This window comes from Rothia sp. ZJ1223, from assembly GCF_016900985.1.
GTDB lineage: Bacteria > Actinomycetota > Actinomycetes > Actinomycetales > Micrococcaceae > Rothia.
Window position 1 is genome coordinate 283518 of the sequence record NZ_JAFEUT010000001.1, and the last position, 22608, is coordinate 306125.

General features: G+C 55.5%; 25 protein-coding genes and 1 riboswitch. Of the genes, 2 read left to right on the forward strand and 23 right to left on the reverse strand.

Annotated elements, in window-relative coordinates:
- Positions 1-308 precede the first annotated feature (308 nt).
- From lgt to hisI, 8 genes are all read right to left on the reverse strand, one after another.
- Positions 309-1190 carry a prolipoprotein diacylglyceryl transferase gene (gene lgt, locus JTP09_RS01285; protein WP_204876171.1) on the reverse strand — a complete coding sequence of 294 codons (882 nt, stop codon included), beginning with the start codon at positions 1188-1190 and terminating at the stop codon, positions 309-311.
- Positions 1187-2038, reverse strand: coding sequence for a tryptophan synthase subunit alpha (trpA, locus tag JTP09_RS01290; protein WP_204876173.1), 852 nt, complete (start codon positions 2036-2038; stop codon positions 1187-1189). Before trpA ends, lgt begins: the two co-directional genes overlap by 4 nt.
- A complete protein-coding gene (trpB, locus tag JTP09_RS09945) occupies positions 2038-3363 on the reverse strand; it encodes a tryptophan synthase subunit beta (RefSeq protein WP_239478543.1) in 1326 nt (441 codons plus the stop codon). Before trpB ends, trpA begins: the two co-directional genes overlap by 1 nt.
- A 51-nt stretch (positions 3364-3414) precedes the next feature.
- A complete protein-coding gene (trpC, locus tag JTP09_RS09950) occupies positions 3415-4239 on the reverse strand; it encodes an indole-3-glycerol phosphate synthase TrpC (protein ID WP_240333888.1) in 825 nt (274 codons plus the stop codon).
- 130 nt (positions 4240-4369) lie between these two features.
- Complete coding sequence (locus JTP09_RS01300; protein WP_204876174.1) at positions 4370-4636, reverse strand: HGxxPAAW family protein; 267 nt, start codon at positions 4634-4636, stop codon at positions 4370-4372.
- Positions 4637-4756: 120 nt separating this feature from the next.
- A complete protein-coding gene (locus JTP09_RS01305) occupies positions 4757-5368 on the reverse strand; it encodes a Trp biosynthesis-associated membrane protein (RefSeq protein ID WP_204876175.1) in 612 nt (203 codons plus the stop codon).
- A gap of 3 nt (positions 5369-5371) precedes the next feature.
- Entirely contained in the window at positions 5372-6934 is a 1563-nt protein-coding gene (locus JTP09_RS01310) for an anthranilate synthase component I (protein ID WP_204876176.1), read from the reverse strand.
- Between the two features lie 111 nt (positions 6935-7045).
- On the reverse strand, positions 7046-7438 hold the full coding sequence (gene hisI, locus JTP09_RS01315) for a phosphoribosyl-AMP cyclohydrolase (RefSeq protein WP_204876177.1): 393 nt from the start codon (positions 7436-7438) through the stop codon (positions 7046-7048).
- 138 nt (positions 7439-7576) lie between these two features.
- Here hisI and JTP09_RS01320 point away from each other — a divergent pair, with 138 nt between their 5' ends.
- Positions 7577-8236: a TIGR03085 family metal-binding protein gene (locus tag JTP09_RS01320; RefSeq protein ID WP_204876178.1), complete on the forward strand. Its 660-nt coding sequence runs from the start codon at positions 7577-7579 to the stop codon at positions 8234-8236.
- A 78-nt stretch (positions 8237-8314) separates the two neighbouring features.
- Here JTP09_RS01320 and hisF read toward each other — a convergent pair whose 3' ends face one another.
- From hisF to pnuC, 8 genes are all read right to left on the reverse strand, one after another.
- Positions 8315-9076 carry an imidazole glycerol phosphate synthase subunit HisF gene (gene hisF / locus JTP09_RS01325; protein WP_204876180.1) on the reverse strand — a complete coding sequence of 254 codons (762 nt, stop codon included), beginning with the start codon at positions 9074-9076 and terminating at the stop codon, positions 8315-8317.
- 105 nt (positions 9077-9181) lie between these two features.
- Positions 9182-10027 carry an ATP phosphoribosyltransferase gene (gene hisG, locus JTP09_RS01330; protein WP_204876182.1) on the reverse strand — a complete coding sequence of 282 codons (846 nt, stop codon included), beginning with the start codon at positions 10025-10027 and terminating at the stop codon, positions 9182-9184.
- A gap of 18 nt (positions 10028-10045) precedes the next feature.
- Positions 10046-10309, reverse strand: a complete 264-nt coding sequence (locus tag JTP09_RS01335; protein WP_204876184.1) for a phosphoribosyl-ATP diphosphatase — start codon at positions 10307-10309, stop codon at positions 10046-10048.
- 156 nt (positions 10310-10465) lie between these two features.
- Positions 10466-10939 carry a 6,7-dimethyl-8-ribityllumazine synthase gene (gene ribH / locus JTP09_RS01340; protein ID WP_204876186.1) on the reverse strand — a complete coding sequence of 158 codons (474 nt, stop codon included), beginning with the start codon at positions 10937-10939 and terminating at the stop codon, positions 10466-10468.
- A 60-nt stretch (positions 10940-10999) separates the two neighbouring features.
- Positions 11000-11668 (reverse strand): GTP cyclohydrolase II, encoded by a 669-nt coding sequence (locus JTP09_RS01345; RefSeq protein WP_370592463.1) that lies wholly within the window; start codon positions 11666-11668, stop codon positions 11000-11002.
- The gene (gene ribB, locus JTP09_RS01350) at positions 11665-12987 is read right to left on the reverse strand and encodes a 3,4-dihydroxy-2-butanone-4-phosphate synthase (RefSeq protein WP_204876188.1); all 1323 of its coding nucleotides are present in this window, start codon (positions 12985-12987) and stop codon (positions 11665-11667) included. Before ribB ends, JTP09_RS01345 begins: the two co-directional genes overlap by 4 nt.
- A 37-nt stretch (positions 12988-13024) precedes the next feature.
- A complete protein-coding gene (ribD, locus tag JTP09_RS01355; RefSeq protein WP_204876190.1) occupies positions 13025-14098 on the reverse strand; it encodes a bifunctional diaminohydroxyphosphoribosylaminopyrimidine deaminase/5-amino-6-(5-phosphoribosylamino)uracil reductase RibD in 1074 nt (357 codons plus the stop codon).
- A 9-nt stretch (positions 14099-14107) separates the two neighbouring features.
- Positions 14108-14812 (reverse strand): nicotinamide riboside transporter PnuC, encoded by a 705-nt coding sequence (gene pnuC, locus JTP09_RS01360; RefSeq protein WP_204876192.1) that lies wholly within the window; start codon positions 14810-14812, stop codon positions 14108-14110.
- Between the two features lie 98 nt (positions 14813-14910).
- A riboswitch (FMN riboswitch) is annotated at positions 14911-15063 on the reverse strand.
- A gap of 254 nt (positions 15064-15317) precedes the next feature.
- On the opposite strand from pnuC, the gene JTP09_RS01365 reads away from it, so the two are divergent.
- Positions 15318-15734: a hypothetical protein gene (locus JTP09_RS01365; protein WP_204876194.1), complete on the forward strand. Its 417-nt coding sequence runs from the start codon at positions 15318-15320 to the stop codon at positions 15732-15734.
- A gap of 52 nt (positions 15735-15786) precedes the next feature.
- Here JTP09_RS01365 and JTP09_RS01370 read toward each other — a convergent pair whose 3' ends face one another.
- The 7 genes from JTP09_RS01370 to JTP09_RS01400 all read right to left on the reverse strand — a co-directional run bounded on the left by JTP09_RS01370 (position 15787) and on the right by JTP09_RS01400 (position 22564).
- A complete protein-coding gene (locus tag JTP09_RS01370) occupies positions 15787-16575 on the reverse strand; it encodes a hypothetical protein (protein ID WP_204876196.1) in 789 nt (262 codons plus the stop codon).
- 15 nt (positions 16576-16590) lie between these two features.
- The gene (locus JTP09_RS01375) at positions 16591-17451 is read right to left on the reverse strand and encodes a hypothetical protein (protein WP_204876197.1); all 861 of its coding nucleotides are present in this window, start codon (positions 17449-17451) and stop codon (positions 16591-16593) included.
- Between the two features lie 11 nt (positions 17452-17462).
- Positions 17463-18128: a ribulose-phosphate 3-epimerase gene (rpe, locus tag JTP09_RS01380; protein ID WP_204876198.1), complete on the reverse strand. Its 666-nt coding sequence runs from the start codon at positions 18126-18128 to the stop codon at positions 17463-17465.
- A 145-nt stretch (positions 18129-18273) separates the two neighbouring features.
- A complete protein-coding gene (locus JTP09_RS01385; RefSeq protein WP_204876199.1) occupies positions 18274-20001 on the reverse strand; it encodes an RsmB/NOP family class I SAM-dependent RNA methyltransferase in 1728 nt (575 codons plus the stop codon).
- Complete coding sequence (gene fmt, locus JTP09_RS01390; protein ID WP_204876200.1) at positions 19998-20933, reverse strand: methionyl-tRNA formyltransferase; 936 nt, start codon at positions 20931-20933, stop codon at positions 19998-20000. The genes JTP09_RS01385 and fmt overlap by 4 nt, the downstream gene beginning before the upstream one ends.
- Complete coding sequence (def, locus tag JTP09_RS01395; protein WP_204876202.1) at positions 20933-21538, reverse strand: peptide deformylase; 606 nt, start codon at positions 21536-21538, stop codon at positions 20933-20935. Before def ends, fmt begins: the two co-directional genes overlap by 1 nt.
- Positions 21539-21592: 54 nt before the next feature.
- Positions 21593-22564, reverse strand: coding sequence for a PD-(D/E)XK nuclease family protein (locus tag JTP09_RS01400; RefSeq protein ID WP_240333890.1), 972 nt, complete (start codon positions 22562-22564; stop codon positions 21593-21595).
- Positions 22565-22608 lie beyond the last annotated feature (44 nt).

Here is a 22608-nt window from a genome sequence, read left to right on the forward strand (position 1 = left end):
TCACGCGGTCGCCGGGTACGAGGGAGGTGCGGTCAAGACCTGGTCTCTCAGCTTATGTGGCAGATTTGCAAATATCAGTTCATAAAGCCCACCCTGAAAGAGATTTCACGGTGGATCTTGAACATGAATGCCGCACTCAAGACATGATGTTACCCCTTTTCGGTAAGCCCTTTGATTCCCAACAGCCCAGGGAATAAAACGGCTGTTATCAGCATCCTGGTTCAGCTCACCGGCGGCAAAAAGGTGCCCGACTCTTGGTCTAAGAGCCGGGCACCTTTCTATCAAGCTCGGTGGGTGCGCGGTAGATTTTACCGAGCAGAGACCGAGCCAGTTGCCGCCCTATCGGAGGTCAGCGCATCGGAGTCAGCACGGTGCCGGCCACGCTGACCTGCGATGATAAAGCCAATAACGCCCAACAGCAAAAGCACACCTGAGGTCAGTACGTGAATACGCAGACCAAAGAGCTCCTGGGAGGCATCGATACGCAAGAAGATCTCAATCATCAGGCGACCAAAACTATAGTAGGCAACATACGCCCAGAAGGTCTGCCCCAGCTTCCAGCACAGCTTATAAGCCAGCCACATGATACCCAAGGCACCAACGATGTTCCAGATTGACTCGTAGAGGAAGGTCGGGTGAAACAGGGTGCCGGGTTCATACTGATCAGGGAAAGTGTAACCGTTCGGGTCGATCTCAAGCCCCCACGGCAGCGAGGTGGGTTTGCCAAAGAGCTCCTGGTTGAACCAGTTACCCCAGCGCCCGATGCCCTGAGCAATCAGGATGCCTGGTGCCACCGCGTCCGCAAATCGAGCGAAAGAAACCCCGTATTTGCGGCAGGCAAGGTAGGCACCCAAAGCACCCACCGAAATAGCACCCATAATACCGATGCCGCCCTCCCAGATTTTGAAGGTATCTAGGGGGTTAGCTCCCTCGCCGAAATAGGTCGTTGGGTCAGTGATTAGCACGTGATACATGCGCGCCCCCACGATACCGAAAGGAATAGCCCACATGGCGATATCCCACACGTTATCGGGGTTGAAGCCCCAGGACTTCCAGCGGCGAGAGGTCAGCAGCAAGCACACGATGATGCCCGTGAGAATACACAGGGCATAAAAGTGAATGGTGAGCGGGCCCAGGCGAATCTGCGAAACATCGGGGGACGGTAGAGACGCGATGATTACCTCGTTCATGCACGCCCTGCTAATTCTCGGGTAAGCGTAGCAACGCCGTCTACACCCTGTTCAGCCAACGCTTTGACCAAAGCGGTACCCACAATCACACCGTCTGCGTAAGCACCAATCTCTTCTACATGCTCGCGCTTTGATACGCCCAAGCCAACGCAGACGTTATCGGCACCTGCCTCGCGAATATCAGCAACCAGCTGCTGGGCGGCAGTCGAAACTGACGAACGAGCGCCGGTCACACCCATGACTGACACAGCGTATACGAAACCGCTAGAAGCCTGCGCCACGGTGTGCAGACGCTCTGTGCTTGATGAAATAGCAGCAAGGAAAATGCGGTCAAGACCGTGTTTCTCTGACACCTCAAGCCAGGTACTTGCCTCATCGGGTACAAGGTCAGGGGTAATGATGCCCGCACCACCGGCTGCTGCTAGTTCAGTTGCGAACTGATCGACGCCACGGCGCAGTACCGGGTTCCAGTAGGTCATCACCACAACAACAGCGTCGGTAGCGGCGGTAATCTCAGCAACAGCGCGGAAGAGATCGTCCAGTCGGAAGCCCGCAGCCAGGGCGTCAGCGGTTGCCTGCTGAATCACGGGACCATCCATGACAGGGTCTGAGTAGGGAACGCCCAACTCGATGATGTCACAACCGTTATTGCCCAAGGCAATGGCAGCGGCAATGGATTCATCGACGGTGGGAAAACCTACCGGCAGGTAGCCAATCAGGGCGGCGCGTCCTTCATTCTTACACTCAGCTAATTTAGCTGCCAGACGAGAATCGGGGTTTGCCGCGGGAAATTTACGTTCGACCGCTGAGTACTTTGCCAGACCAGGGGTGAAATCGTGAAAGCTCATTATTTGCCCTCGCTTTCGGTTGCAGCATCTGCCGCTGCCTCGGTGTTGCCAGTTTGCAGAGTTGAAGAGGGAATAGCTTTACCCAAGCCAAACCATTCAAGTGCAGTGCTCATGTCTTTATCGCCGCGACCCGAAAGGCAGACCACCATCACTTTTTCAGCAGCGTTCTCGGGGTCTTCAGCAACCCACTCGCGTGCCACACGCAGGGCGCCTGCAAGCGCGTGTGCTGACTCAATGGCGGGAATAATGCCTTCGGTGCGGCAGAGCAGACGTAGCGCGTCCATCGCCTCAGTATCGGTGACAGGCTGGTAGCTGACACGCTTGATATCAGAGAGGAAAGAGTGTTCCGGGCCGACGCCGGGGTAGTCCAAACCCGCTGAAATCGAGTGCGACTCGATGGTCTGCCCGTCTTCATCCTGCATCAGGTAGGTCATAGCACCGTGCAGTACACCAGGACGTCCGAGGCTGATGGTTGCTGCGTGGCGGTCGGTGTCGATACCGTCGCCGCCCGCTTCAAAGCCGTAGATTTTAACGTCGTGGTCGTCCAAGAAAGCGTGGAACATACCAATAGCGTTGGAGCCACCACCCACACATGCCGCGATGCCATCGGGCAGGCGTCCGGTTGCTTCGAGAATCTGCTCACGCGCCTCTGTTCCGATGGCGTCGTGGAAATAGCGCACCATAGCAGGGAAAGGATGCGCGCCGGCTGCAGTACCCAGCAGGTAGTGGGTATTATCGACATTGGCAACCCAATCGCGCAGGGCTTCGTTAATAGCGTCTTTGAGGGTGCGTGAGCCATTCTGAACAGCAATCACTTTAGCGCCCAGCAGCTGCATACGTGCAACGTTGAGTGCCTGACGTTCGGTGTCTTCTTCGCCCATGTAGACAACGCATTCCATGCCGAACAGGGCGGCTGCTGTGGCGGTAGCAACACCGTGCTGACCAGCACCGGTTTCAGCAATCAGGCGGGTTTTACCCATGCGCTTTGCCAGCAGTGCCTGACCAATCACGTTGTTAATTTTGTGGCTACCGGTGTGGTTGAGGTCTTCACGTTTGAGGAAGAAACGCACGCCCGCATGGCTTGCAAAACGGGGCACTTCGGTCAGCAGTGAGGGGCGGTTAGAATACTCGCGCGAAAGTTTGCGGAACTCGTCCAGAAACCTGGGATCCTCTTTCGCCTTATTAAAGGTGTCTTCGAGTTCGTCGATGGCTTTCATGAGTGATTCGGGCATCCAGCGCCCACCGTACTCACCAAAGTAAGGCCCGGGAGCGTTTTTCAGCGAGGATCCCTCGCCTAAGAAAGTGTCAGCTAGGTTTTCACTCATAGCCTGCCTCTTTTCGTTAGTGTTTGCTGTTTGTATAAGTCTGAAAGTTATTTAGCGCCCGGTAAGGTAGGACGCGCGTGCTACCTTGCCTGTGGCTCTGAACTCTTGCAGTGATTGGGTGGGGTCACCTGATTTCACGAGTGCTTCACCGACGAGAACCGCCTGGGCACCGTGGCTGGCGTACTCTGCGACATCATCTGCTGAGGCAACGCCCGATTCCGCAACGGTGATGGCGTCTTCGGGTAGGGCTGCTGCCAGGCGGGCGTAGTTAGCATTATCAACCTCAAGGGTTTTAAGGTTGCGAACGTTCACACCCACAATTTTCGCGCCGAGCTTAATGGCGCGGTCAATTTCTTCGGGGGTGTGGGTTTCGACCAGAGCATTCATGCCCAGCTCATGGGTGAGGTCAAAGAACTTTTTGAGGGTTTCATCATCAAGAGCGGCGACGATAAGCAGCACTAGGTCAGCGCCGTGGGCACGTGCCTCCCAGAACTGGTACTCATCGACCATAAAATCTTTGCGCAGCACAGGAATATTCACTGCCGCGCGTACAGCATCAAGGTCAGCCAGAGACCCCTTGAAGCGGCGCTCTTCGGTCAGCACTGAGATAGCCGCTGCTCCCCCAGCTTCATATTTGGCGGCAAGTTCTGCAGGCTCAGGAATATCAGCCAGAGCACCCTTCGATGGTGACGAGCGCTTCACTTCGGAGATGACCTCCACGGTATCTCTTGCAGCCCCGTGCAAAGCCGCGAGCGCGTCCAAGGCCGGTGGCATCTGGGCGACGCGAGCTTTCAGCTGCTCAAGAGTTACCGTCTGCTGACGCGCGGCGAGGTCCTCGCGAACTCCCATAATAATTTCTTCAAGTACAGTAGCCACTATATTGTGCCCTTATTCCCTAGCTGTCTAACAACCTAAAAAGATAAGCGCCCCGACTGAAAACCAGTACAAGACGCTTACCCTAACACCTCAGTGCTCTAAAAAATTTAGAGTTAACCGGTGCGATATTTTAGTGGTGACCCTTAGCTTTTGCGCGCTCGATGGTCTTGGCACCGCCCTGACCGTGACCGGCTTTCTTGAGCGCAAAACCAGCAACCGCACCGATAACCAGCAGCGCAACACCGATAACCAGCAGGGGAAGGTTAGCCAGGCTAAAACCTACAGCGCCGACGATCATGCCAACGGTCATGAGGGCAACCAGAACCCAGGAGGCAACGGTATTGCCGTGGTTATTGGGAACAACACCGGGAACCAGACGTACCTGCTGTTCAGACATAGAATTCTCCTTGAATGTGTGAAGCGTGTGTGCGCTTTACGTACTTAGCCCTCATTCTAGTGGGTGAGAGCGTACACCGTAAAACCTTGAAGGGGTATGTTACCCAAGTTTTTGCAGTAGCTAGCGGCGATCAGTGGGATCAAAATTGTGGGTGAGAGCATCCCAGGTATCAATCTCATCGAAATCTTCTTGAGTTTCAAAACGCTGGGTTTTATCGTATTTGCTCTTATTTTTGACCCATGAGCGAGAGGCTGCGCCCATCGCTGCGGCACTGGCAATGACGCACGCTGACGCTATCAAGGACGCCCAGGGCCAGACGGTGAGTGAGTATTGGGCGTCCATGCCGATGACTCCTGTTTGCGAGCCAATCGTAGCCTGAGCGGCACTTGCCGGATCAGTCAGAACTGAAGCAACCGAGAAGATCATCCCCGCACCGGCAGCTACCATGACCGCAACGATAAAGTAGCGAACCTTCTGCGGGGCGAGGCGCAAAGCAACGGTCGCCGCCAAAACGACCAGTGCCAGAGCGCTAACACCCGGCGCGGCGTCCGACCCCGGTACAGCAACCGAAGCGTTCTGCAAAACGTCACTGACCTCAGCGTACACCCAGGTGGGCAGTGTGGATGCAAAAGCTGCTGCGCCCGATAAAAGGGCAAGCAGCATGAGACGCCCGGCTGACTTCCAGGGGGCAGGCTGGGGCTGACCCACTGCGGTTAAACGGGCTGAGCGCATAGCTTATTTGCCTTCCAGGGCGGTGAGGGTTGAAGCAGAAATGACCGCACGCAGGGGCGCAGCCGATTTGTTAACGGTTTCTAGCGCCTCAGAGGCTGGCACAGAATCCATAACGATGCCTGCACCTGCTTGAACATAGGCTTTCTCATTTTTGAGAACGGCAGTACGAATGGCGATCGCCATATCCATGTTGCCGGCAAAATCAAAGTAGCCGCAAACACCGCCGTATACACCGCGGCGGGTAGGCTCATACTCATCCAAAAGCTGCATAGCGCGCGGTTTGGGCGCACCTGAGAGAGTGCCCGCGGGGAAAGCTACACGCAGCACATCGTAGGCACTGAACTTCTCATCAAGCTGAGCGTTGACCGTCGACGAGATATGCATAATGTGGCTGAACCGCTCAATCTCCATAAACTGAGTCACCTCAACCGTACCGGGCACAGCAATACGCGAAAGGTCATTACGCGCCAGGTCAATGAGCATCAGGTGCTCAGAACGCTCCTTCTCATCAGCCAGCAGCTCCTGCGCCAGAGCGACATCCTCTGCTGGGGTCGCCCCGCGCGGACGCGACCCGGCAATCGGGTGGGTTGATGCCATACCGTCGCGCAAAGTCACCAGAGCTTCAGGTGATGAACCCACAATCTGGAAAGGCTGCCCCTCGGTATCTTCAAAGTTGAAGAGATACATGTACGGCGAAGGGTTCAGCTGGCGCAGGCGGCGATAAACGTCAAGAGCGCTCGCCTTATTTTCAATTTCAAAACGACGCGAGATAACAATCTGGAAAACATCACCGTCAATAATGTTCTTCTTGGATTTATCGATAGCATCCAAGAAGCCCTGCTCAGCCCAGGTATGCACCACGTCCTGAGCTAAAGCCGCTTCGATGTCACGAGAATCTGTAAGAACAGAGACTCCGGATGCAGCCGCTGGTGTAGCTACCTTAGCTGCCATCGCTTCAAGGCGTACCAGCGCATCAGCATAGGCTTCATCGACATTTTCATCGGTGCCGTTGAAGTTAATGGCGTTAGCGACCAGTAGCACCGAGCCGTCCGTGCTGTCGTGAATAGCCATGTCAGACACCAGGTTCAGGGCAAATTCTGGCAAATTCATATCATCAGCTGGCGGGTTGGGCAGCTTCTCCCAGTGGCGCACCACGTCCCACCCCATATAGCCCACCAAACCGCTCGTCAGCGGCGGCAGACTCTCCAGAGGTTCGGTGTGAAGCATCTCAAGAGTTTGAGCAATTGCCTGCACAGGGTCGCCATCGACCGGCGCACCATTGGGGGTGATGCCCTGCCAGAAAATCTCTCCGTCTTTAGTGGTCAGCGTTGATTTTGAACGCGCACCCACAAAAGAGTAGCGATCCCATCTGCCACCCTCATGCGCGGATTCCAGCAAGAAGGTGCCAGGCAGCGCACTGCCGCCTTCGGTAGCCAGCACCCGGTACAAACCGATGGGGGTCAGAGCGTCCGCTACAACCTTCATACGCACCGGGATCACACGACGGTCTTTAGCTAGGGCGCGAAACTCCTCTAGTGAAGGAGAAATCAACTCATCAAACTGCATAGAAACCTCACCAGAATCTAAAAATACAACTACTTGGTCAAACTGACATTGCGTCAAAACCCGGCTTACGAAAGCGCCGGTGTCAAAGCGGTAAATTACCACTGCACATGGTTATACAGGCCGTTCACCCACAGCGGTTTCTAGCTGCCCGCCAGCCTCAAAGCATGTGGTGGTTCCGGTGTGGCAGGCGACACCCACCTGATCTACACTGAGCAGTAGCGCGTCCCCATCACAGTCGATACTGACCTGCTTAACGTACTGAAAATGACCGCTGGTATCGCCCTTACGCCAAAACTCTTGGCGCGACCGCGACCAGAACGTCACGCGTCCTTCACGCAAGGTGCGGCGCAGAGCCTCATCGTTCATCCAGCCCAGCATCAGCACATCTTTAGTGTCGTACTGCTGAATGATGGCAGCAAATAGACCGTGTTCATCTCGCTTGAGACGCTGGGTTAGTTCTGGCGCCAAAGAAGTGTCAGTGGCAAAAAGGGTTTCGGTACTCATCACAGGCAATTGTACGCGCTTATAGAAAGTCGTGCTGAAGCAAGCGCTACGTGAGCGGGAGGTATTCTGCTGACATATTTATGGGGCGGACGCGCCACTGAAGCTGGCAGTGGCGGGATAAGAGTGGGAAAATGGAGTATGACTATTCCTACGCCCTCAGTTACCCCAAGCCCTAATGTTCCGATGAATGACGCCGAAATTATTGCGTCGGAGCGGTTGAACCTCATTGAGTATTTGCGTGGGGCGGGTCCGCATGCCTCAACCTTGTGTGAGGGGTGGCAGACTCGTCACCTGATTGCGCATCTGGTACTACGTGAATCTAAGCCTCTTGTTGCTGCGGGTGTCATGGGCGGCCCGTTGGGTCAGCGTACCGAAGAAAAAACGAACGAATACGCCGATAAGCTCACCAGAGCCGGTGCTTACGACACGGCTTTGTTTGAGTTCGCGAAGTTGCACGGACCTTTGCATGTGCGTACCCGCAACCCGAAGGCGGACTGCGCGATGAACCTGTTGGAGTATTTTGTGCATACCGAGGACGTTCGCCGCGCCGAAGAGACCTGGCAGCCGCGAGAGCTAGCCCCTGAGGTGGAGAGCAAGATGTGGCAGATGCTGACCAAGGGCGCGCGTCTGATGGGCGCTAAAAAGTATGCAGGTGGCCTGACCATCAAGGCTCCCGGTCGCTCCCCCGTAACCGTTATTAAACCTAAGAACGGTTCTGCTACAACGATTACTGGAGCACCCGGTGAAATCGCCTTGCACCTTTTCGGACGTGAGCAGGCAGTCGTAGAAATCAGCTAACGCAAAAGCACCGCGTACAGGCGAAAGTTATTGCCCGTACGCGGTATTTTTATGTGGACGCCGAGGCGTTATCTCTAGCTAGCGAACCTCATGCCCCGCCTGACGTAGCGCGTCCTTGACCTCACCGATACTGACTTCACCAAAGTGGAAAATGGACGCGGCGAGTACAGCATCTGCGCCAGCCTCCACAGCCGGTGGGAAATGCTCAGGTGCCCCCGCACCGCCTGAGGCGATGAGCGGAACATTCGTCACAGCCCGCACCGCGCGAATCATCTCAAGATCAAACCCTGCCTTAGTGCCATCAGCGTCAATAGAGTTCAGCAGAATCTCCCCCACCCCGCGTTCCGACGCTTCACGTACCCAATCCAGCGCGTCCAATCCGGTTGATTTTTTACCACCGTGGGTGGTCACCTCAAAACCTGAAGCTGTGGTCTCCGATCGTTTCGCATCAACGGAAAGCACCAAAACCTGAGAGCCAAAGCGCTCCACAATCTCATTAATTACCTCGGGCCGAGCAATAGCAGCTGTATTGATAGACGCCTTATCAGCGCCGGTGCGCAACAAACGATCAACGTCCTCAGGGGTACGGACGCCGCCGCCCACCGTCAGCGGAATAAAAACAGTCTCAGCGGTTTTACCCACCACCTCGAAGGTAGTGGCACGGTCAGCAGTTGAAGCGGTGACATCCAGAAACGTTATCTCATCAGCGCCCTCAGCGTTGTAGCGTTTGCCCAGCTCCACCGGGTCGCCAGCGTCCCGCAGACCCTCAAAGTTCACGCCCTTCACCACGCGTCCAGCATCAACGTCCAAACACGGAATCACTCGAATAGCAACACCCACCGTTGCCCTCTCTTTCACAAACCCGGTGCACAGCACCCTATAGATGAAAAGCCCGCCCCGCACACAAAAAGCGGGGCGGGCACGTTGAAAAAATTTTTATGTGCCTTACAGGCGAGCAGCCTGAATGGGCGAAACCAAGATAGCGCGAGCGCCCACCTCGTAGAGGTCATCCATGACGCGGTTGACCTGCTTGCGTTTGACCATGGAGCGCACCGCTACCCAGCCTTCACGGTCCAGCGGTGAAACCGTAGGAGCTTCAAGACCGGGGGTTAGTTCAGTGGCAGCCGGTAGAAGGTCCTCGGAGATGTCGTAGTCCACCAGCACGTACTGGCGGGCAATCAGAACACCTTGCAGGCGGCGACGCAACTTATCGAGCGCATCTGTATCTTCTACGCCTTCACGCTTAATGAGCAGAGCCTCAGAATGCATCACAGCTTCGCCAAAGGGCTCAAGACCAGCGGCACGCATGGTGTTACCGGTTTCAACAACATCAGCAATGGCGTCAGCAACGCCTAGTCGAATAGAAGATTCAATAGCACCATCAAGGCGGGTCACCGTAGCATTGATACCCTTTTCTGCCAGGTAGTTTTCGACCAGCTTGGAATAAGAGGTAGCGATGCGCTTGCCTTCCAACTGCTCAACATCGGTGAACGCCCCGGCAGGGCCGGCAAAACGGAAGGTCGAACGGGCAAAATCTAGCCCCAGCTCTTCACCAGCCGGTGCTTCAGAATCAAGCAGAAGATCCCTACCGGTGATACCCACATCAAGAGTACCCTTACCCACATAAACAGCGATATCGCGCGGACGCAGATAGAAAAATTCAACATTGTTTTCAGCATCGGTCAGTACCAGCTCACGGCTGTCTCGACGCTGAAGATAACCTGCTTCTTTGAGCATGGTGGTAGCAGCTTCTGAGAGCGCTCCCTTGTTAGGCACAGCAATTCGCAACATAAAAAGTCCTCGGGTGATTTACAGGTATTTGTAGATATCTTCGGGAGTCAGCCCCTTGGCGATCATCATGACCTGCAAATGGTAAATCAGTTGGGAGGCCTCTTCGGCAAATTCCTCATTCGATTGAAATTCCGCTGCCATCCATACCTCGGCAGCTTCTTCAACGATTTTTTTGCCGATACCGTGTACACCAGAATCAAGCTCAGCAACAGTGCCTGAGCCTTCGGGGCGGGTTTCAGCTTTGTGGGCTAGTTCAGCAAAGAGCGCATCGAAAGTTTTCACAAGATAACCCTAGCGTGAGTGATAGTAAAGAATGAAGCTGTGACGCAATGTTTCCACCTTTTGGAGAAACTGCGCCAGCTCAGCAGTGTGCTTCTATGTGATGGGGCGATGAGGTTCTCTCACCAACACCGCCCCTACCGAAAAATTACTGTGGGCTTAGTTGATAGCACGCAGTGCCACTACCGTTTCAAGAGCCGCTGCCATCGCTTCAAAACCCTTATCTTCGCTGGAGCCTTCCAGCCCAGCCCTGTCTAGTCCCTGCTCTTCGGTGTCGCAGGTGAGCACACCAAAACCAACCGGAGTTTTCGATTCAACGGCTACATTAGTCAGCCCCATAGTTGCCGCTTCACACACATACTCAAAGTGCGGGGTGCCACCACGAATAACCACACCGAGCGCCACCACAGCATCATATTTGGGGGCGGCAGTAGCAGCTGCGACGGGCAGCTCAAAAGTACCCGGAACGCGCACAATAGTGGGCTCAATCCCCGCTTCGCGGGCGGCACGGTGGGCGCCATCAAGCAGACCGTCCATAATCTCGGTGTGCCAGCTGGCAGCAATAACAGCAACACGCAAGTCTTTAGTTTCTTCGGGTTTCAGCTTCGTCTGAGGAGCTCCAGCACCACTCATTGTTATATCTCTTTTCTTCTCTCGTGTGCCCCCTGGGTGGGGCAATAAAACTGGGGAAGGTTAGGACGCAAGACGATGGTTCATGCGCTCGCGTTTAGTTTTTAGGTAAGCACGGTTTTCAAGACGCGGTTCAACCACATCGGGCACCAGTTCAGCAACCTCAATACCCAGCCCTTCAAGAGCAGTTGCCTTCGCCGGGTTATTCGTGACAAGACGAATTTTCTCTAGCCCCAAGGCGCATACAATAACCGCCGCTTGCCGGTAGTCACGCGCGTCCTCGGGTAGCCCCAATGCAAGGTTGGCATCAACGGTATCAAGACCCTGATCTTGCAGTGCGTAGGCGCGGAGTTTATTGACCAAACCAATACCGCGTCCCTCATGCTGGCGCATGTAGAGCATGGTGCCGCCCAACCGGTGCAACAGTTCAAGCCCCTGTTCAAGTTGCGAGCCGCAATCACAACGGAAAGAACCAAAGATATCGCCGGTAGCGCACTCTGAATGAACACGCACAGCGTGCGGTAGCTCCCCATCGAAAGTCCACCGCCCCTCAGCGTCAACGGCAGTAGCACTCAGGTGTTCAGATCCGTCAGCAAAAGCCCAAGCACGCATCGCAAATACCCCGTACTCCGTAGGAACAAGAACGGGCTGTGTTGACTCTACGAGCTCAGAATCTACGCGAGGCATCAACTGCTCGGGCGAAACACCCGCCGAGGATGCAGATGCACTCACCGCGCGTCCTCACTCACCGCTGCAATCAGCTGCTCTATAGAAATCATGGGTAGCCCGTGTTCTGTGGCAAAAGCACGCAACGCATCAAACCGCATCATCTCACCAGAATCATGCACCAACTCAGCAATAACACCCACGCCAGAAAGCCCCGCCAGGCGGGTGAGTTCAACGGCGGCTTCAGTGTGACCATCGCGCTCTCGCACTCCCCCGTCAACAGCACGCAAGGGAAACATGTGCCCCGGTCGCGTCAGATCAGCAGGTTGAGCATTCGCGTCGGCGAGCAGACGAGCGGTCAGCGCACGATCAGCGGCACTCACACCCGTTGAAATACCGTAGCGCGCATCGCACGAAACGGTGTAGGCAGTGTTCTTGAGATCCTCATTCACTGCGGTCATTGGAGGAAGCAGCAGCGCATCGGCACGTTCACCGGGCATAGGAACACAAATGACGCCTGTGGTGTAGCGAACCGTGAACGCCAGCAGCTCGGGAGTTGCATGCTCGGCGGCAAAAATAATGTCGCCCTCATTTTCGCGGTTTTCGTTATCAACAACGATCACCGCTCCCCCAGCCTTAATCGCCTCAAGGGCTCCGGTCACGCTATCAAGGCTCGCAGTTGCACGTTCTGTGCGCTCGCTAGCTGCCGGCTGTTCTTCCTGGTGCGTCGACAGGATGCGAGTGCCCTGCACCGCAGAAACCTCCAGCATGCGCTGCACATACTTAGCGAGCGCATCCGTCTCAAGGTTCACGGTGTCACCGGTTTTCAGCTGCCCCAAGGTGGTTGCTTCGAGGGTTGCAGGGATCAACCCCACCTCGAACCAGTGCTCAGTCGCATCGGCAGGTGACACTGCGGTGACAGTCAGGGAGGTTCCAGATATGGCAATAGAGCCTTTTTCACTCAGATGGGGTGCGATATGAGCTGGTACGCTCACGCGCACAGTGCGCCACGAATCGTGGTCTTCAACCAGGGCAACAGTGCCTACACCATCAACGTGCCCCTGCACGATATGCCCGTCGAAGCGTCCGCCCACAGGCATGCACCGTTCAAGGTTCACCCGATCCGAGACTTTTACCGTGCCCAAGTTAGTGCAACGCAAGGTTTCACCCATAACATCAGCAGCGAAACGTCCCTTACCCAATTCTTGGGTTCGGGTAGCGGTCAAACACACACCATTGACGGCAAGCGAACCGCCGTGTTCAAGGTCGTCAATAATACTGCCCGCGTTAATGGTCAGTACAGCAGATTCAACATCACCTGCTGCATTGAAAACGGGCTCAAGGCGCTCAACTGTTCCTACAGCACCGATAATTCCGGTAAACATACACTTCTTCTTTTCTGCGGTTCTTTTGAAAAATCTTTTACAAAGGGGTGGGCGCACCGTGAGGTGCCGGTATCAGATGCATTCGCGTGTCATTGCCAAGGGTATTAACCGCCGGGGTCATCCCCAACTCATCCAGCTGCCAGCGGCACGCGTCCGTCAAGGTTGTAATGCCCACATCAGAAACAGCCTTGGCACCTGCACCCAAAAGGATCGGTGCCTGATACCAAAACAGCTCATCGACCAAACCCTCCCGCAGGAATGCTGAGATGATAATAGGCCCACCTTCAATCATCAGGTGACGCACACCCATCGCATAGAGCTCATCAAGAGCAACACGAGGATCGCGGGTGCGCAGGTGGACAAAACCCTCACCGCGGCACATCAGAGCATCTGCAGGTACTTCACGGGTACCCATGACCACTCTCAGGGGCTGCCGCTCTAAAGGATTGCCTATCTCATCGCGGGCAGTAAGCGCCGGATTATCAGCTTCAGCTGTACCAGTGCCCACCATGACGGCATCAGCGCGAGCGCGAATAGTGTGCCCGGCAGCTCGCGCACCAGGGCCCGTAATCCATTTACTCGTGCCATCGCTGGCAGCAATAAAGCCATCTAAAGTAGATGCGATTTTAGCGGTCACGAAAGGACGCTGAGCGGCAGCAGCAGCGAACCAGCGGGCATTGAGCTCATACGATTCACTCTGCCTCAGCCCCTGCTCAACCTCAATACCCTGAGACCGTAAATAATCGGCACCACCAGCTGCCACCGACATATCCGGGTGGGCGTAGACAACCTTAGAAATTCCTGCTTGGGCAATGGCACGAGAACAAGGACCGGTGCGTCCGATATGGTTACACGGTTCAAGGGTGACGTACATCGTGGTGTCAGAAAGATCAGTATCAGCCAAATTTGCCTGGGCAATGGCGTCCGCCTCAGCGTGAGGTGTACCCGCGCCACGGTGATACCCCACATGCAAAACGTAACCGTCAGGGCTGGTAATCACAGCACCCACCAGGGGGTTTGCACCGCGCACGCCCTTGCGGGCTGCAGTCAGTGCGATATCCATAGCTTCTTCAGGAGTATGAGGCTCCCAGGGAATGTTCATGGTGTGCATAGTCTTATTTTACTTCTGCGTCACTGTGACATCGGGAAAAGCGGTCTCAACGCTCACGTTCTGCGCGGATTCCCGATTGTGGGTGCGCCACCACATGAAGAAACCTGCAAGAGTGAAGGCACCGTAGAAAAGATACATGAAAGCTGTTGCATAATAACCGGCAGACCACAGCAAGGGAACGCCCACAATATCAACAGCAACCCAGACCAGCCAGAACTCTACCCACCCCCGTGCCATGCCAAAGGTTGCCAACAAAGATCCGGTGAAAATCCAGGCATCAGACCACACCGGCTCGTACGAACCCAACGCACGGAAAACAGGAGTTAAAACCCCGGTGCCAACCAGCATGAAAGCAACCATAAACAGTCGCTCTTTAGCACTAGCCCACTGCGGTATAACAGCTACGCCCTGACTTTCGGCGCGAGTCTGACGCCAGCGGTGCCATCCCCAGATTGAAACAGCGATAAACATCACCTGACGCCCAGCCTGACCCAGCATATTCGCCGCATGCGACTGACCGCCAAAGAGCGTACCCATAAAAACAGTAAAAAGCAGCACATTGCCAGCAATGCCCACCGGCCACGCCCACACCCGTCGGCGCATACCGCCTAAAGCAGAGAGCAATCCAAAAATATTACCGAGGACTTCGCGCACCAGAAGCGACTGATCGCCAATGTGAATCTGAGCGTCGAAGAGCCACCGCAAAAAGTCCATGTCTTTCACCTTTGCTAGTGGCTCCGGGAAAGAACAAAGCAGCATCTCAACCGCCCCGCATAAAAAGCAAGCAGGTACACCAAAGAATAACTGTTTTGCTCGTGCTACCTTCCATCCAGACTGTACTGTCGGTATCGGAATTTCACCGATCAGGCCACCTGCTACCAAACCCCTAAAAGATGAAGTTGATACCGAGTAGTTAGCGGACTATCACCGCCGGTTGGGAATCTCACCCCGTCCCGGAGCACGATTATTAGTTATATGCTCACATTATGGCACACCCGCCGTCTGCACCAAGAATTATTATTACGACCACCGCTACCGGCGAAAGCCCCCGTGCAACGCAGTTCAAATACCCGGTACGGACGGACGCTGGGGGGGCATGCACCCGGAGTGAGCAGCGCCGGGTGCGCCCAAGGGAAAGTTGGGCTAGCACCACCGACTACAGGTATTCTAAAGACACACTCTTTGCCCCCCGCCCACCCCATATTTTGAAAGAAACTCAGTGACTGAACAGCAGAACCTACCGGTGACCGGCACCGCCCCGCGCAGCCTCCAAAACGTTCAAAAGCGAGACACCCTTTTCACCCAAGAACGCGCGTCCGTAGTAAACGCCGTCAAACGCCGCCCTCACCAGGCAGTCGCCCGCGCCGTTAAAGGCGCACAGAAACTAGTAGCCGATGACCAGGCGAAGCAGGCGCTGAACGTCCTAACGCTCGCTAAAGATCTGGTAGAAAAAGCTGCCCCTGCTGATGCCACCGACTACTATTTAGCCCTGGCAAGCATCCACCAGCACATGGGTAGCATAGCACCGGCGCAGCGAGCACTCACCCAGGCGCAGGAACACCTACAAGCTCAGGACGTACCCACCAACTCCCAGAAAAGCGCCCTTGAAAAGCTGGCTGATAGCCTTTCTGTCTAACCGTCGGCATCTAAAATCGGCAGGGACTTTCGTGATCCTGTAGTAGCTGAGGTTAGCTGGTACGTTCGTGAATATGACGAGCAAAATCTGCACGCTCTGAATCGCCCGCCAGCTCGAAGGCGTCAATAGCCTGTTGAGCGTGCGCGTGCGCTTGACGGCGTAAGCCCTCCTGCTGCGCTTTGACGATTGCTAGACCCTGATAAGCCTCACCTACCAAGAGATGAGCATCAGTTTTCGTTGCATATTCCAGCACTAACGCGAGGCTGCTTTCGGCATCACTCAGTTTGCCTTCCGCCATGAAAGAGTGAGCAATATCAAGATGAATCTCAGCGACTTTCTCGGTATTAACGGGCTCTTTACCCTTCAGCACAGTGATGCCGGTGGCAAGCTGTGCGCGAGCGGTAACTTCGTCTCCGCGCTGGCGGTAAATACCCGCAAGGCAAATCATATTGTGGGCGTAGCCGTCAGCACGCGCGTGGGCGGCGTACTCACGAGCGCCCACAGAATACCACTGCTCTGATTCATCGAGCAGACCCATCTGGGCGTAGATTGAACCGGTTTCGGTGGCGAAATCCCCCACCTGCTCAGCTGTGGGTTTGAGTTCTTTGAGCAAGTAGTAGGCACGTTCCATCTGCTCAACAGCGGTATCGAGACGGTTGAGGTCACGGTTAGTTTCAGAAGCTATTTTCAGTGCCAGCACCACACCGAACTTCTCATGTTGCACGGTGAACCCGTCAAGCGCGGCGTCAAGAGCGGGCAGGGCGTCCTCAAGTTTGCCCTCAGCGATCAGCTGCTGCGCAGCTTCTAGGGCGTCGTCGGGAGAAGAATAAGGGGTGAGCATCGAAAAGTGTCCTTTCTAGGATGTTGAAGACGTATTGCTCATCAGCCCAGTAACAATAGCCCCTTGTAAAAACCTTTTCCTTTGTACCTCTTGGTCTGGCGCCTGAAGATATTCCTGCCCCTTAAGTCCGTCCCCCTGTCTACGGTTTTGGGGAGGCTCTAATCCTTCGATCAGTACGGCTTCCATCGTTGAGATCACGAGTTCCGCTGGAAAATCTTGCTGCGCAACACCCAACGATCCATCAAGCGTTACAGGTCTTAGCCCAAACCAGCTGAAACGATCCCACCGCCCAGCCACACGGTCAATTGTATGTTCGTATAGTCGAAAGCCTAGACGTTCCGCGCTTACCCTGCCTACATAAATAGTTCTAGAACCATCGTGCAGTAAATAGACTCCGGTTTGCCCCGCCATATCGATGTGCTGTTGTGTTTTATCGGTAGGATGCACGCCCAAAAGCTTCACGTTCTGTTTTAGTTCCCAGTTAACGTCGGCTCGTCGCCAGAACATGCCGAAAGCAGAGATAACACCAGAGCTTTCGACATCTTCGCTCTCTGCTGAACTAGTATCGCCGTCTTCAGAGGAATCGACCGCTAGGGTCTGCGAACCAAAGTTCTTTCTGTATTTTTCGCGAAGGTCGGCGAGGGTCTCACGGCTATTTTCTAGATGCCAGAAAATCCACCCGTTCACCGATTGAAGATTACCGGCGACTTTAGCGGCTGCCGTTGGGGTTTCATAGTGATGACCCTCAAAAGCAAGAGTTCCGTCGGCGTGCACAGCCGCTACCTTTTGTGAGTATTTCGGTGAAAGTTCCTGCCCCACAACAAGAAGATTGGCACGAATCAAATCTTTGACACTGACATCTGATGAAGCGCTCATTCTATTTCCTTCTAGGCATGAAAGTGCTTTTGGGCGGACGCGCGCAAACCGGCGATAGCCGCGGCGGGATCATCGATGTTGTAGACCGATGAGCCTGCCACAAAGCAGGTGGCACCAGCCTCAGCGGCACGAGCAATGGTCTCTTCAGTGATGCCGCCATCGACCTGCAGCATCAAGTCCAGCCCCGAACCCTCAATAGCCTTTGCTGCACGGCGAATCTTCGGCAGGGTAACATCTAAGAACTTCTGCCCACCGAAACCCGGCTCAACGGTCATAATCAACAGCATATCCAGCTCAGAAAGCATATCGAGATAGGACTCAACCGCTGTTGCCGGGCGCAGAGCCATACCCGCCTTCGCGCCGTTTTCGCGCAAGGTACGCGCCAGTTTGATAGGTGCAATAGCAGCCTCGGCATGGAAAGTCACCGACTCGCACCCAACCTCAGCGTAGGCAGGCGCGTGTCTGTCTGCGTCCTCAATCATCAGGTGCACATCAAAGGGAATAGGTGATACCTCTTTGAGTCGCTTCACCACCGGCAAACCCCAGGTCAGATTCGGCACAAAATGATTATCCATCACATCAATATGCGCGGCATCTGCCGAAGAAATCGCCTCAAGTTCAGAGGCAAGGTACGCGAAATCAGCCGAAAGAATCGAGGGATTAATATGGCAACTCATGGGCGCTCCTGAAAGGTTGGAACAAAATCTCTTACACCCAACTCTACCGGCTGGCTACTGCCGCATACGGCGAGAGGTCACGTGTGCGTCAAAATTTGCCTATTTTTGACGCACGTGTGACCTCTCGCGGTTGTTTGGAGTGGCGCTACTTCTTGCGAAACAGCGCGAAGAACATCGCATCCGTACCGTGTACGTGCGGCCACAACTGCGCAGTGGTAGCCTGCGGCTGCTTATTATTCGGTGCGTAACCGGGGTCAAGCTCACCGCCCAGTACCGACTCCCCCTGCTCATTGCTCAGGGCAACTGCGCGTAAAGCGCTGGCTGAATCTAGTAGCTCTACCGCACCATCAGCCACAATGTCATTCACAATGTTTTGCGTCTCAGCCATGTGAGGTGAGCAGGTAACATAAGCAATCAGACCACCGGCGCGAGTCACGGTCACCGCCGCGTCAAACAGCTCCTTCTGCAAGGGCAACAAACCAGCAATATCGCGTGGCGACTTACGCCACCTCGCCTCAGGACGGCGACGCAGGGCACCCAAACCTGAACAGGGAACATCTACCATCACACGGTCAAACTGCGGGTTGGGTTCAGTAGCCGCCGGCAGGTTCTTCTTATCGCTCACGGTTGCCGCGATGTCGCGCCCATCGCCCGTCACCACCTTGTAGACGCTACCGCGCAAAGGACGCAAGGACGCGCTCACCAGCTTGGCGCGGTGAGCAGCTGACTCGTTGGCGACCAGCTGAGCCTGACGCTGCGCGCCGATAGCAGCCAGCAAGGCCGCTTTGCCACCGGGGCCTGCACACAGATCAAGCCACAGGGAGTCTTCACCCTCAAGAGGGGCAAAAGCTAGGGCGCGCGCAACCAGCTGCGAGCCTACGTCCTGCGCACGCACAGTGCCCTCACGCACCGACTCTAGATGGCGCAAATCGCCAGAGGAGTACAGCGCCGAGCCTTCCACCAGCTCACCGTCAACCGCACCAGCATCACGAGCCTCATCCAAAGAGCCGATACCGGGCAGCTCCACCAAGTTCACGATAGGGGCGGCGTTATCAGCATCAAGCAGAGCCTCAATTTCCTGCGGCGAACGACCGTGGGCTGCCAGAGCCTGCCTAAAGGCACGTACCACCCAGACCGGGTGTGAAGCGGTCAGAGCCATCTTCTGAATATCGTCAGTTGCCTCAGACTCAATAAGCTCTCGCCATTCTGCGGCGGTCTTCTCAGAAACCCTGCGCAAAACAGCGTTGATAAAGGTTGCCGGCCCCGCACCAATCACCGCACGCGCCAAACCAACTGTCTGGTTCAGGGCAGCATGCGAAGGCACACGCATCGCCAGCAACTGGTGGGCACCCAATCGCAAAGCGGTCAGAATCTTCTGATCGATCTTCTCCAACGGGCGATCAACGCAATGAGTCAGCACCGCATCATAGTACCCCTGGTTACGCAGGGTGCCGTAGGTCAGCTCAGTGGCAAAGCCAGCATCACGCTGATCCAGGCGATGGTTGCGCATTGACTTGGGCATCACCAGGTTCGCATACGAATCTTCGGTAGCAACCGCCTGCATCACCTCAAAAGCAACCAAACGAGCCGCGTCCGCCTCACGCGCGCGAGTTCTCGGTGCCGAAGTTGAAAAATCACGCTCATGGGACTTCTTGCGGTTGCGCTCGCGCCCCTTAGCATCACGACGCGAAGAATCGTCAGCGCGGTACCCCTGACGGCGGTCATCACGACCCTCACGGCGCTCATCACCACGATTCGCGCCGGTTCGCCCCTGCCCCGCCCGATTCATACCCGAACGTTGCCCACCGCGGTTCTGGCCGTTCTGCCCACGGTTTGAGTTACCGCCACCGCGGGATGAGTTAAAGCCGCTCATACAAGCACCACTTTCTGTTCGTTGAGTGCTGAACCGGTTCCACGAGCCCAGTCAGTTGCGTTCATCATTTTCTTACCGGCAGGCTGAACCTGAGTCAGTTCCAAAGCGCCATCACCGCAGGTCACAACACACTTTTTGTTGATGATCTGGACGGTTCCGGGGGCTGTGCCCAAGATATCAGCGTCAGAGGGGACGACCATTCCCAGCTTGAACCGCGCGTCCTTGTAGGTACACCAGGCACCGGGTTCGGGGGTCACTCCGCGAGTTTGCGCGAGAAGTTCAGCGGTAGGACGCGTGAAGTCCAGTTTGCCGTCGGCGATAGTTAGTTTGGCGGCGTGGGTGGGTTCCCCGGTCTGTTCGGTGCCGGTGGCTCCTGCTCCGATTGCCTCAAAAGTGCGAGCAAGCAAAGCCCCACCGGTTGCCGCCAGACGCGCCAGAATATCTCCGGCAGTGTCGGTTCCCTCTACGCGAGTAGATTCTTCTACGAAAACCGGACCGGTGTCGAGACCAGCCTCAATACGGAAGGTATTAGAGAAGATTTCGGTCTCCCCCGCCATCAGCGCGCGCTGCACCGGCGCAGCACCGCGCCACGCTGGCAGAGAAGAAAAGTGCAAGTTAATCCAACCCTGAGGCAAAAGATCCAGCGCTGACTGCGGCAAAATCGCGCCGTAAGCAACCACCGCAGCAATATCAGCGCCCAGCTGCTTTACGTCCTCAGCAACCTCACCAGACCACTTGTTCGCTTTGATGACAGGCAGTCCCAGTTTCTCAGCCCGAGCCGCCACCGGTGAAGAAGTCAGCACACGCTTGCGTCCCACCGGTGCATCCTCACGGGTCAGAACACCCACGATCTCAAAACCAGCTTCATGCAAACCCTCTAGCGGAGCAACCGCAACCTCTGGGGTTCCCACATACAAGACCTTATACGTCATTACTTGGCACCTCCCAAGAAACCGAAAGCAGAACCGGCAGGCTTAGACGTTACACCAGCACCGAAAGACGAAGAAACCTGCGGTGCACGCTCGCCAATAACTGCCGCAGAAACATCGTTGTACTGAGCGGCACGAATCGCGCGCATAATTCGCTTCTTGTCTTCACCCACCACGCGGTCAATGAACATCTTGCCGTAGAGATGGTCGGTCTCGTGCTGCAACATACGGGCGAACAAACCCTCACCCTCGATCTCAACAGGCTGGTTATACATATCAACGCCGATAACCTTAGCCCAGTTTTTGCGCGGAGTTTCACTGCTCAAACCGGGCACTGACAGGCAGCCTTCGCCGCCCTCTTGGTCTTCTTCGCCCACAGTCAGCACCGGATTGATGACGTGCCCCTCACACCCAGCGATATTGCCGTAGGTAAAAATTCGCTTAGAAATACCCACCTGAGGCCCCGCCAAACCCACACCGTTGACCTCGTACATGGTCTCCAGCATGTCAGCTACCAGAGTGCGTAGCTGCTCGTCAAAAACCGTGATGTCTTCACACTCAGTGCGCAACACCGGGTCACCCACCGTGCGAATCGTCAAAATCGTCATCTTTTTATTTCTCCCACACAATCTTTTACATCTACTTCAACACTAGCAAGGGCATCATGAGGCCTGCGGTTTTTCAACCGAATCAGGCTCAACATCCTCCACCGGGGAGTTCTGCACAGAAGCCGTTTCAACCGGAGAGTGAACCACCGAGGGCTCATTGCCTTTCAGCTCGCCCAGCAAATGCGCTGGTGGCGGAACCACCGGCATTAAGTGATCCCCCAACTCAACATCCAGCTCACGGTTGAGATCCCACACCCGCTTCAGCGCACAAAACTTGTGCCAGTTACTTTTAAGCACCACCGGATTAGCCTGCTGCGGAACCACCTGCGTCTGCCCCAGCGCAACACCCATCAGAATAGGCGCAGTGCTGTAAGCCCACGGCTCCCACACGCCCTCATCAGCATCGACCAAAGACTCTTCAGCTTTAATACCTGCCACCAGCTGCATGACCACCTTATTATCAAGGGGCTTCACACGTCCGCGCTTATCGGTACCCTTAGTTTTGTAGTCAATCACGCACACTCTGCCAGCAATCTCAGCCACCAAATCAAGGGTACCCGCATACCCCACCGTTTCGTTCCAGACAGTTACCTCAGCAGCCAGCGGACGCGGACGCCACGCATCCCACCACTCATCGAAACGGTCAGCGTAGCCCTGCTCGCCGTGTTGCATGAGTAGCTCACGGGTCGCCTCAACCTCGTGGTTTTTACCCATCGCTCGCAAAGCAACACTTTCAGCATAATTATGAACGCGATCGCCTCTCGCAGCCGCCTCATCACGAAAACGTTCTGAAGCGTTGGCGGCATCACGAATAATGGCGAACTTCATCCCCGCAGAATGAGCCGGACGCGACGCCCGAGAATCCTCTAATACCGCCTTAGCAGCCATGTACCCGTGCCAGCCCGCCAAGTCAGTCGCCTGCTGGCCAATAACCGTGGTGATTGAAGGGACCAGCAGCTCGCCGCCCACCCGACGCGCGTACATACGCCCGTGGTCGGTAGCAGAAGCAAGCATAGGTGAAGTCACTTCAGAGAATCCTGACGTCGAAGAAATGAGAGGGTAATACGCCC

Coding starts and splice junctions, on each gene's coding strand:
- lgt (WP_204876171.1), bottom strand. CDS start 1,190: ATGAACGAGGTAATCATCGCGTCTCTACCGTCCCCCGATGTTTCGCAG.
- trpA (WP_204876173.1), bottom strand. CDS start 2,038: ATGAGCTTTCACGATTTCACCCCTGGTCTGGCAAAGTACTCAGCGGTC.
- trpB (WP_239478543.1), bottom strand. CDS start 3,363: ATGAGTGAAAACCTAGCTGACACTTTCTTAGGCGAGGGATCCTCGCTG.
- JTP09_RS01300 (WP_204876174.1), bottom strand. CDS start 4,636: ATGTCTGAACAGCAGGTACGTCTGGTTCCCGGTGTTGTTCCCAATAAC.
- JTP09_RS01305 (WP_204876175.1), bottom strand. CDS start 5,368: ATGCGCTCAGCCCGTTTAACCGCAGTGGGTCAGCCCCAGCCTGCCCCC.
- JTP09_RS01310 (WP_204876176.1), bottom strand. CDS start 6,934: ATGCAGTTTGATGAGTTGATTTCTCCTTCACTAGAGGAGTTTCGCGCC.
- hisI (WP_204876177.1), bottom strand. CDS start 7,438: ATGAGTACCGAAACCCTTTTTGCCACTGACACTTCTTTGGCGCCAGAA.
- JTP09_RS01320 (WP_204876178.1), top strand. CDS start 7,577: ATGACTATTCCTACGCCCTCAGTTACCCCAAGCCCTAATGTTCCGATG.
- hisG (WP_204876182.1), bottom strand. CDS start 10,027: ATGTTGCGAATTGCTGTGCCTAACAAGGGAGCGCTCTCAGAAGCTGCT.
- ribH (WP_204876186.1), bottom strand. CDS start 10,939: ATGAGTGGTGCTGGAGCTCCTCAGACGAAGCTGAAACCCGAAGAAACT.
- ribB (WP_204876188.1), bottom strand. CDS start 12,987: ATGTTTACCGGAATTATCGGTGCTGTAGGAACAGTTGAGCGCCTTGAG.
- ribD (WP_204876190.1), bottom strand. CDS start 14,098: ATGCACACCATGAACATTCCCTGGGAGCCTCATACTCCTGAAGAAGCT.
- pnuC (WP_204876192.1), bottom strand. CDS start 14,812: ATGGACTTTTTGCGGTGGCTCTTCGACGCTCAGATTCACATTGGCGAT.
- JTP09_RS01370 (WP_204876196.1), bottom strand. CDS start 16,575: ATGCTCACCCCTTATTCTTCTCCCGACGACGCCCTAGAAGCTGCGCAG.
- JTP09_RS01375 (WP_204876197.1), bottom strand. CDS start 17,451: ATGAGCGCTTCATCAGATGTCAGTGTCAAAGATTTGATTCGTGCCAAT.
- rpe (WP_204876198.1), bottom strand. CDS start 18,128: ATGAGTTGCCATATTAATCCCTCGATTCTTTCGGCTGATTTCGCGTAC.
- JTP09_RS01385 (WP_204876199.1), bottom strand. CDS start 20,001: ATGAGCGGCTTTAACTCATCCCGCGGTGGCGGTAACTCAAACCGTGGG.
- fmt (WP_204876200.1), bottom strand. CDS start 20,933: ATGACGTATAAGGTCTTGTATGTGGGAACCCCAGAGGTTGCGGTTGCT.
- def (WP_204876202.1), bottom strand. CDS start 21,538: ATGACGATTTTGACGATTCGCACGGTGGGTGACCCGGTGTTGCGCACT.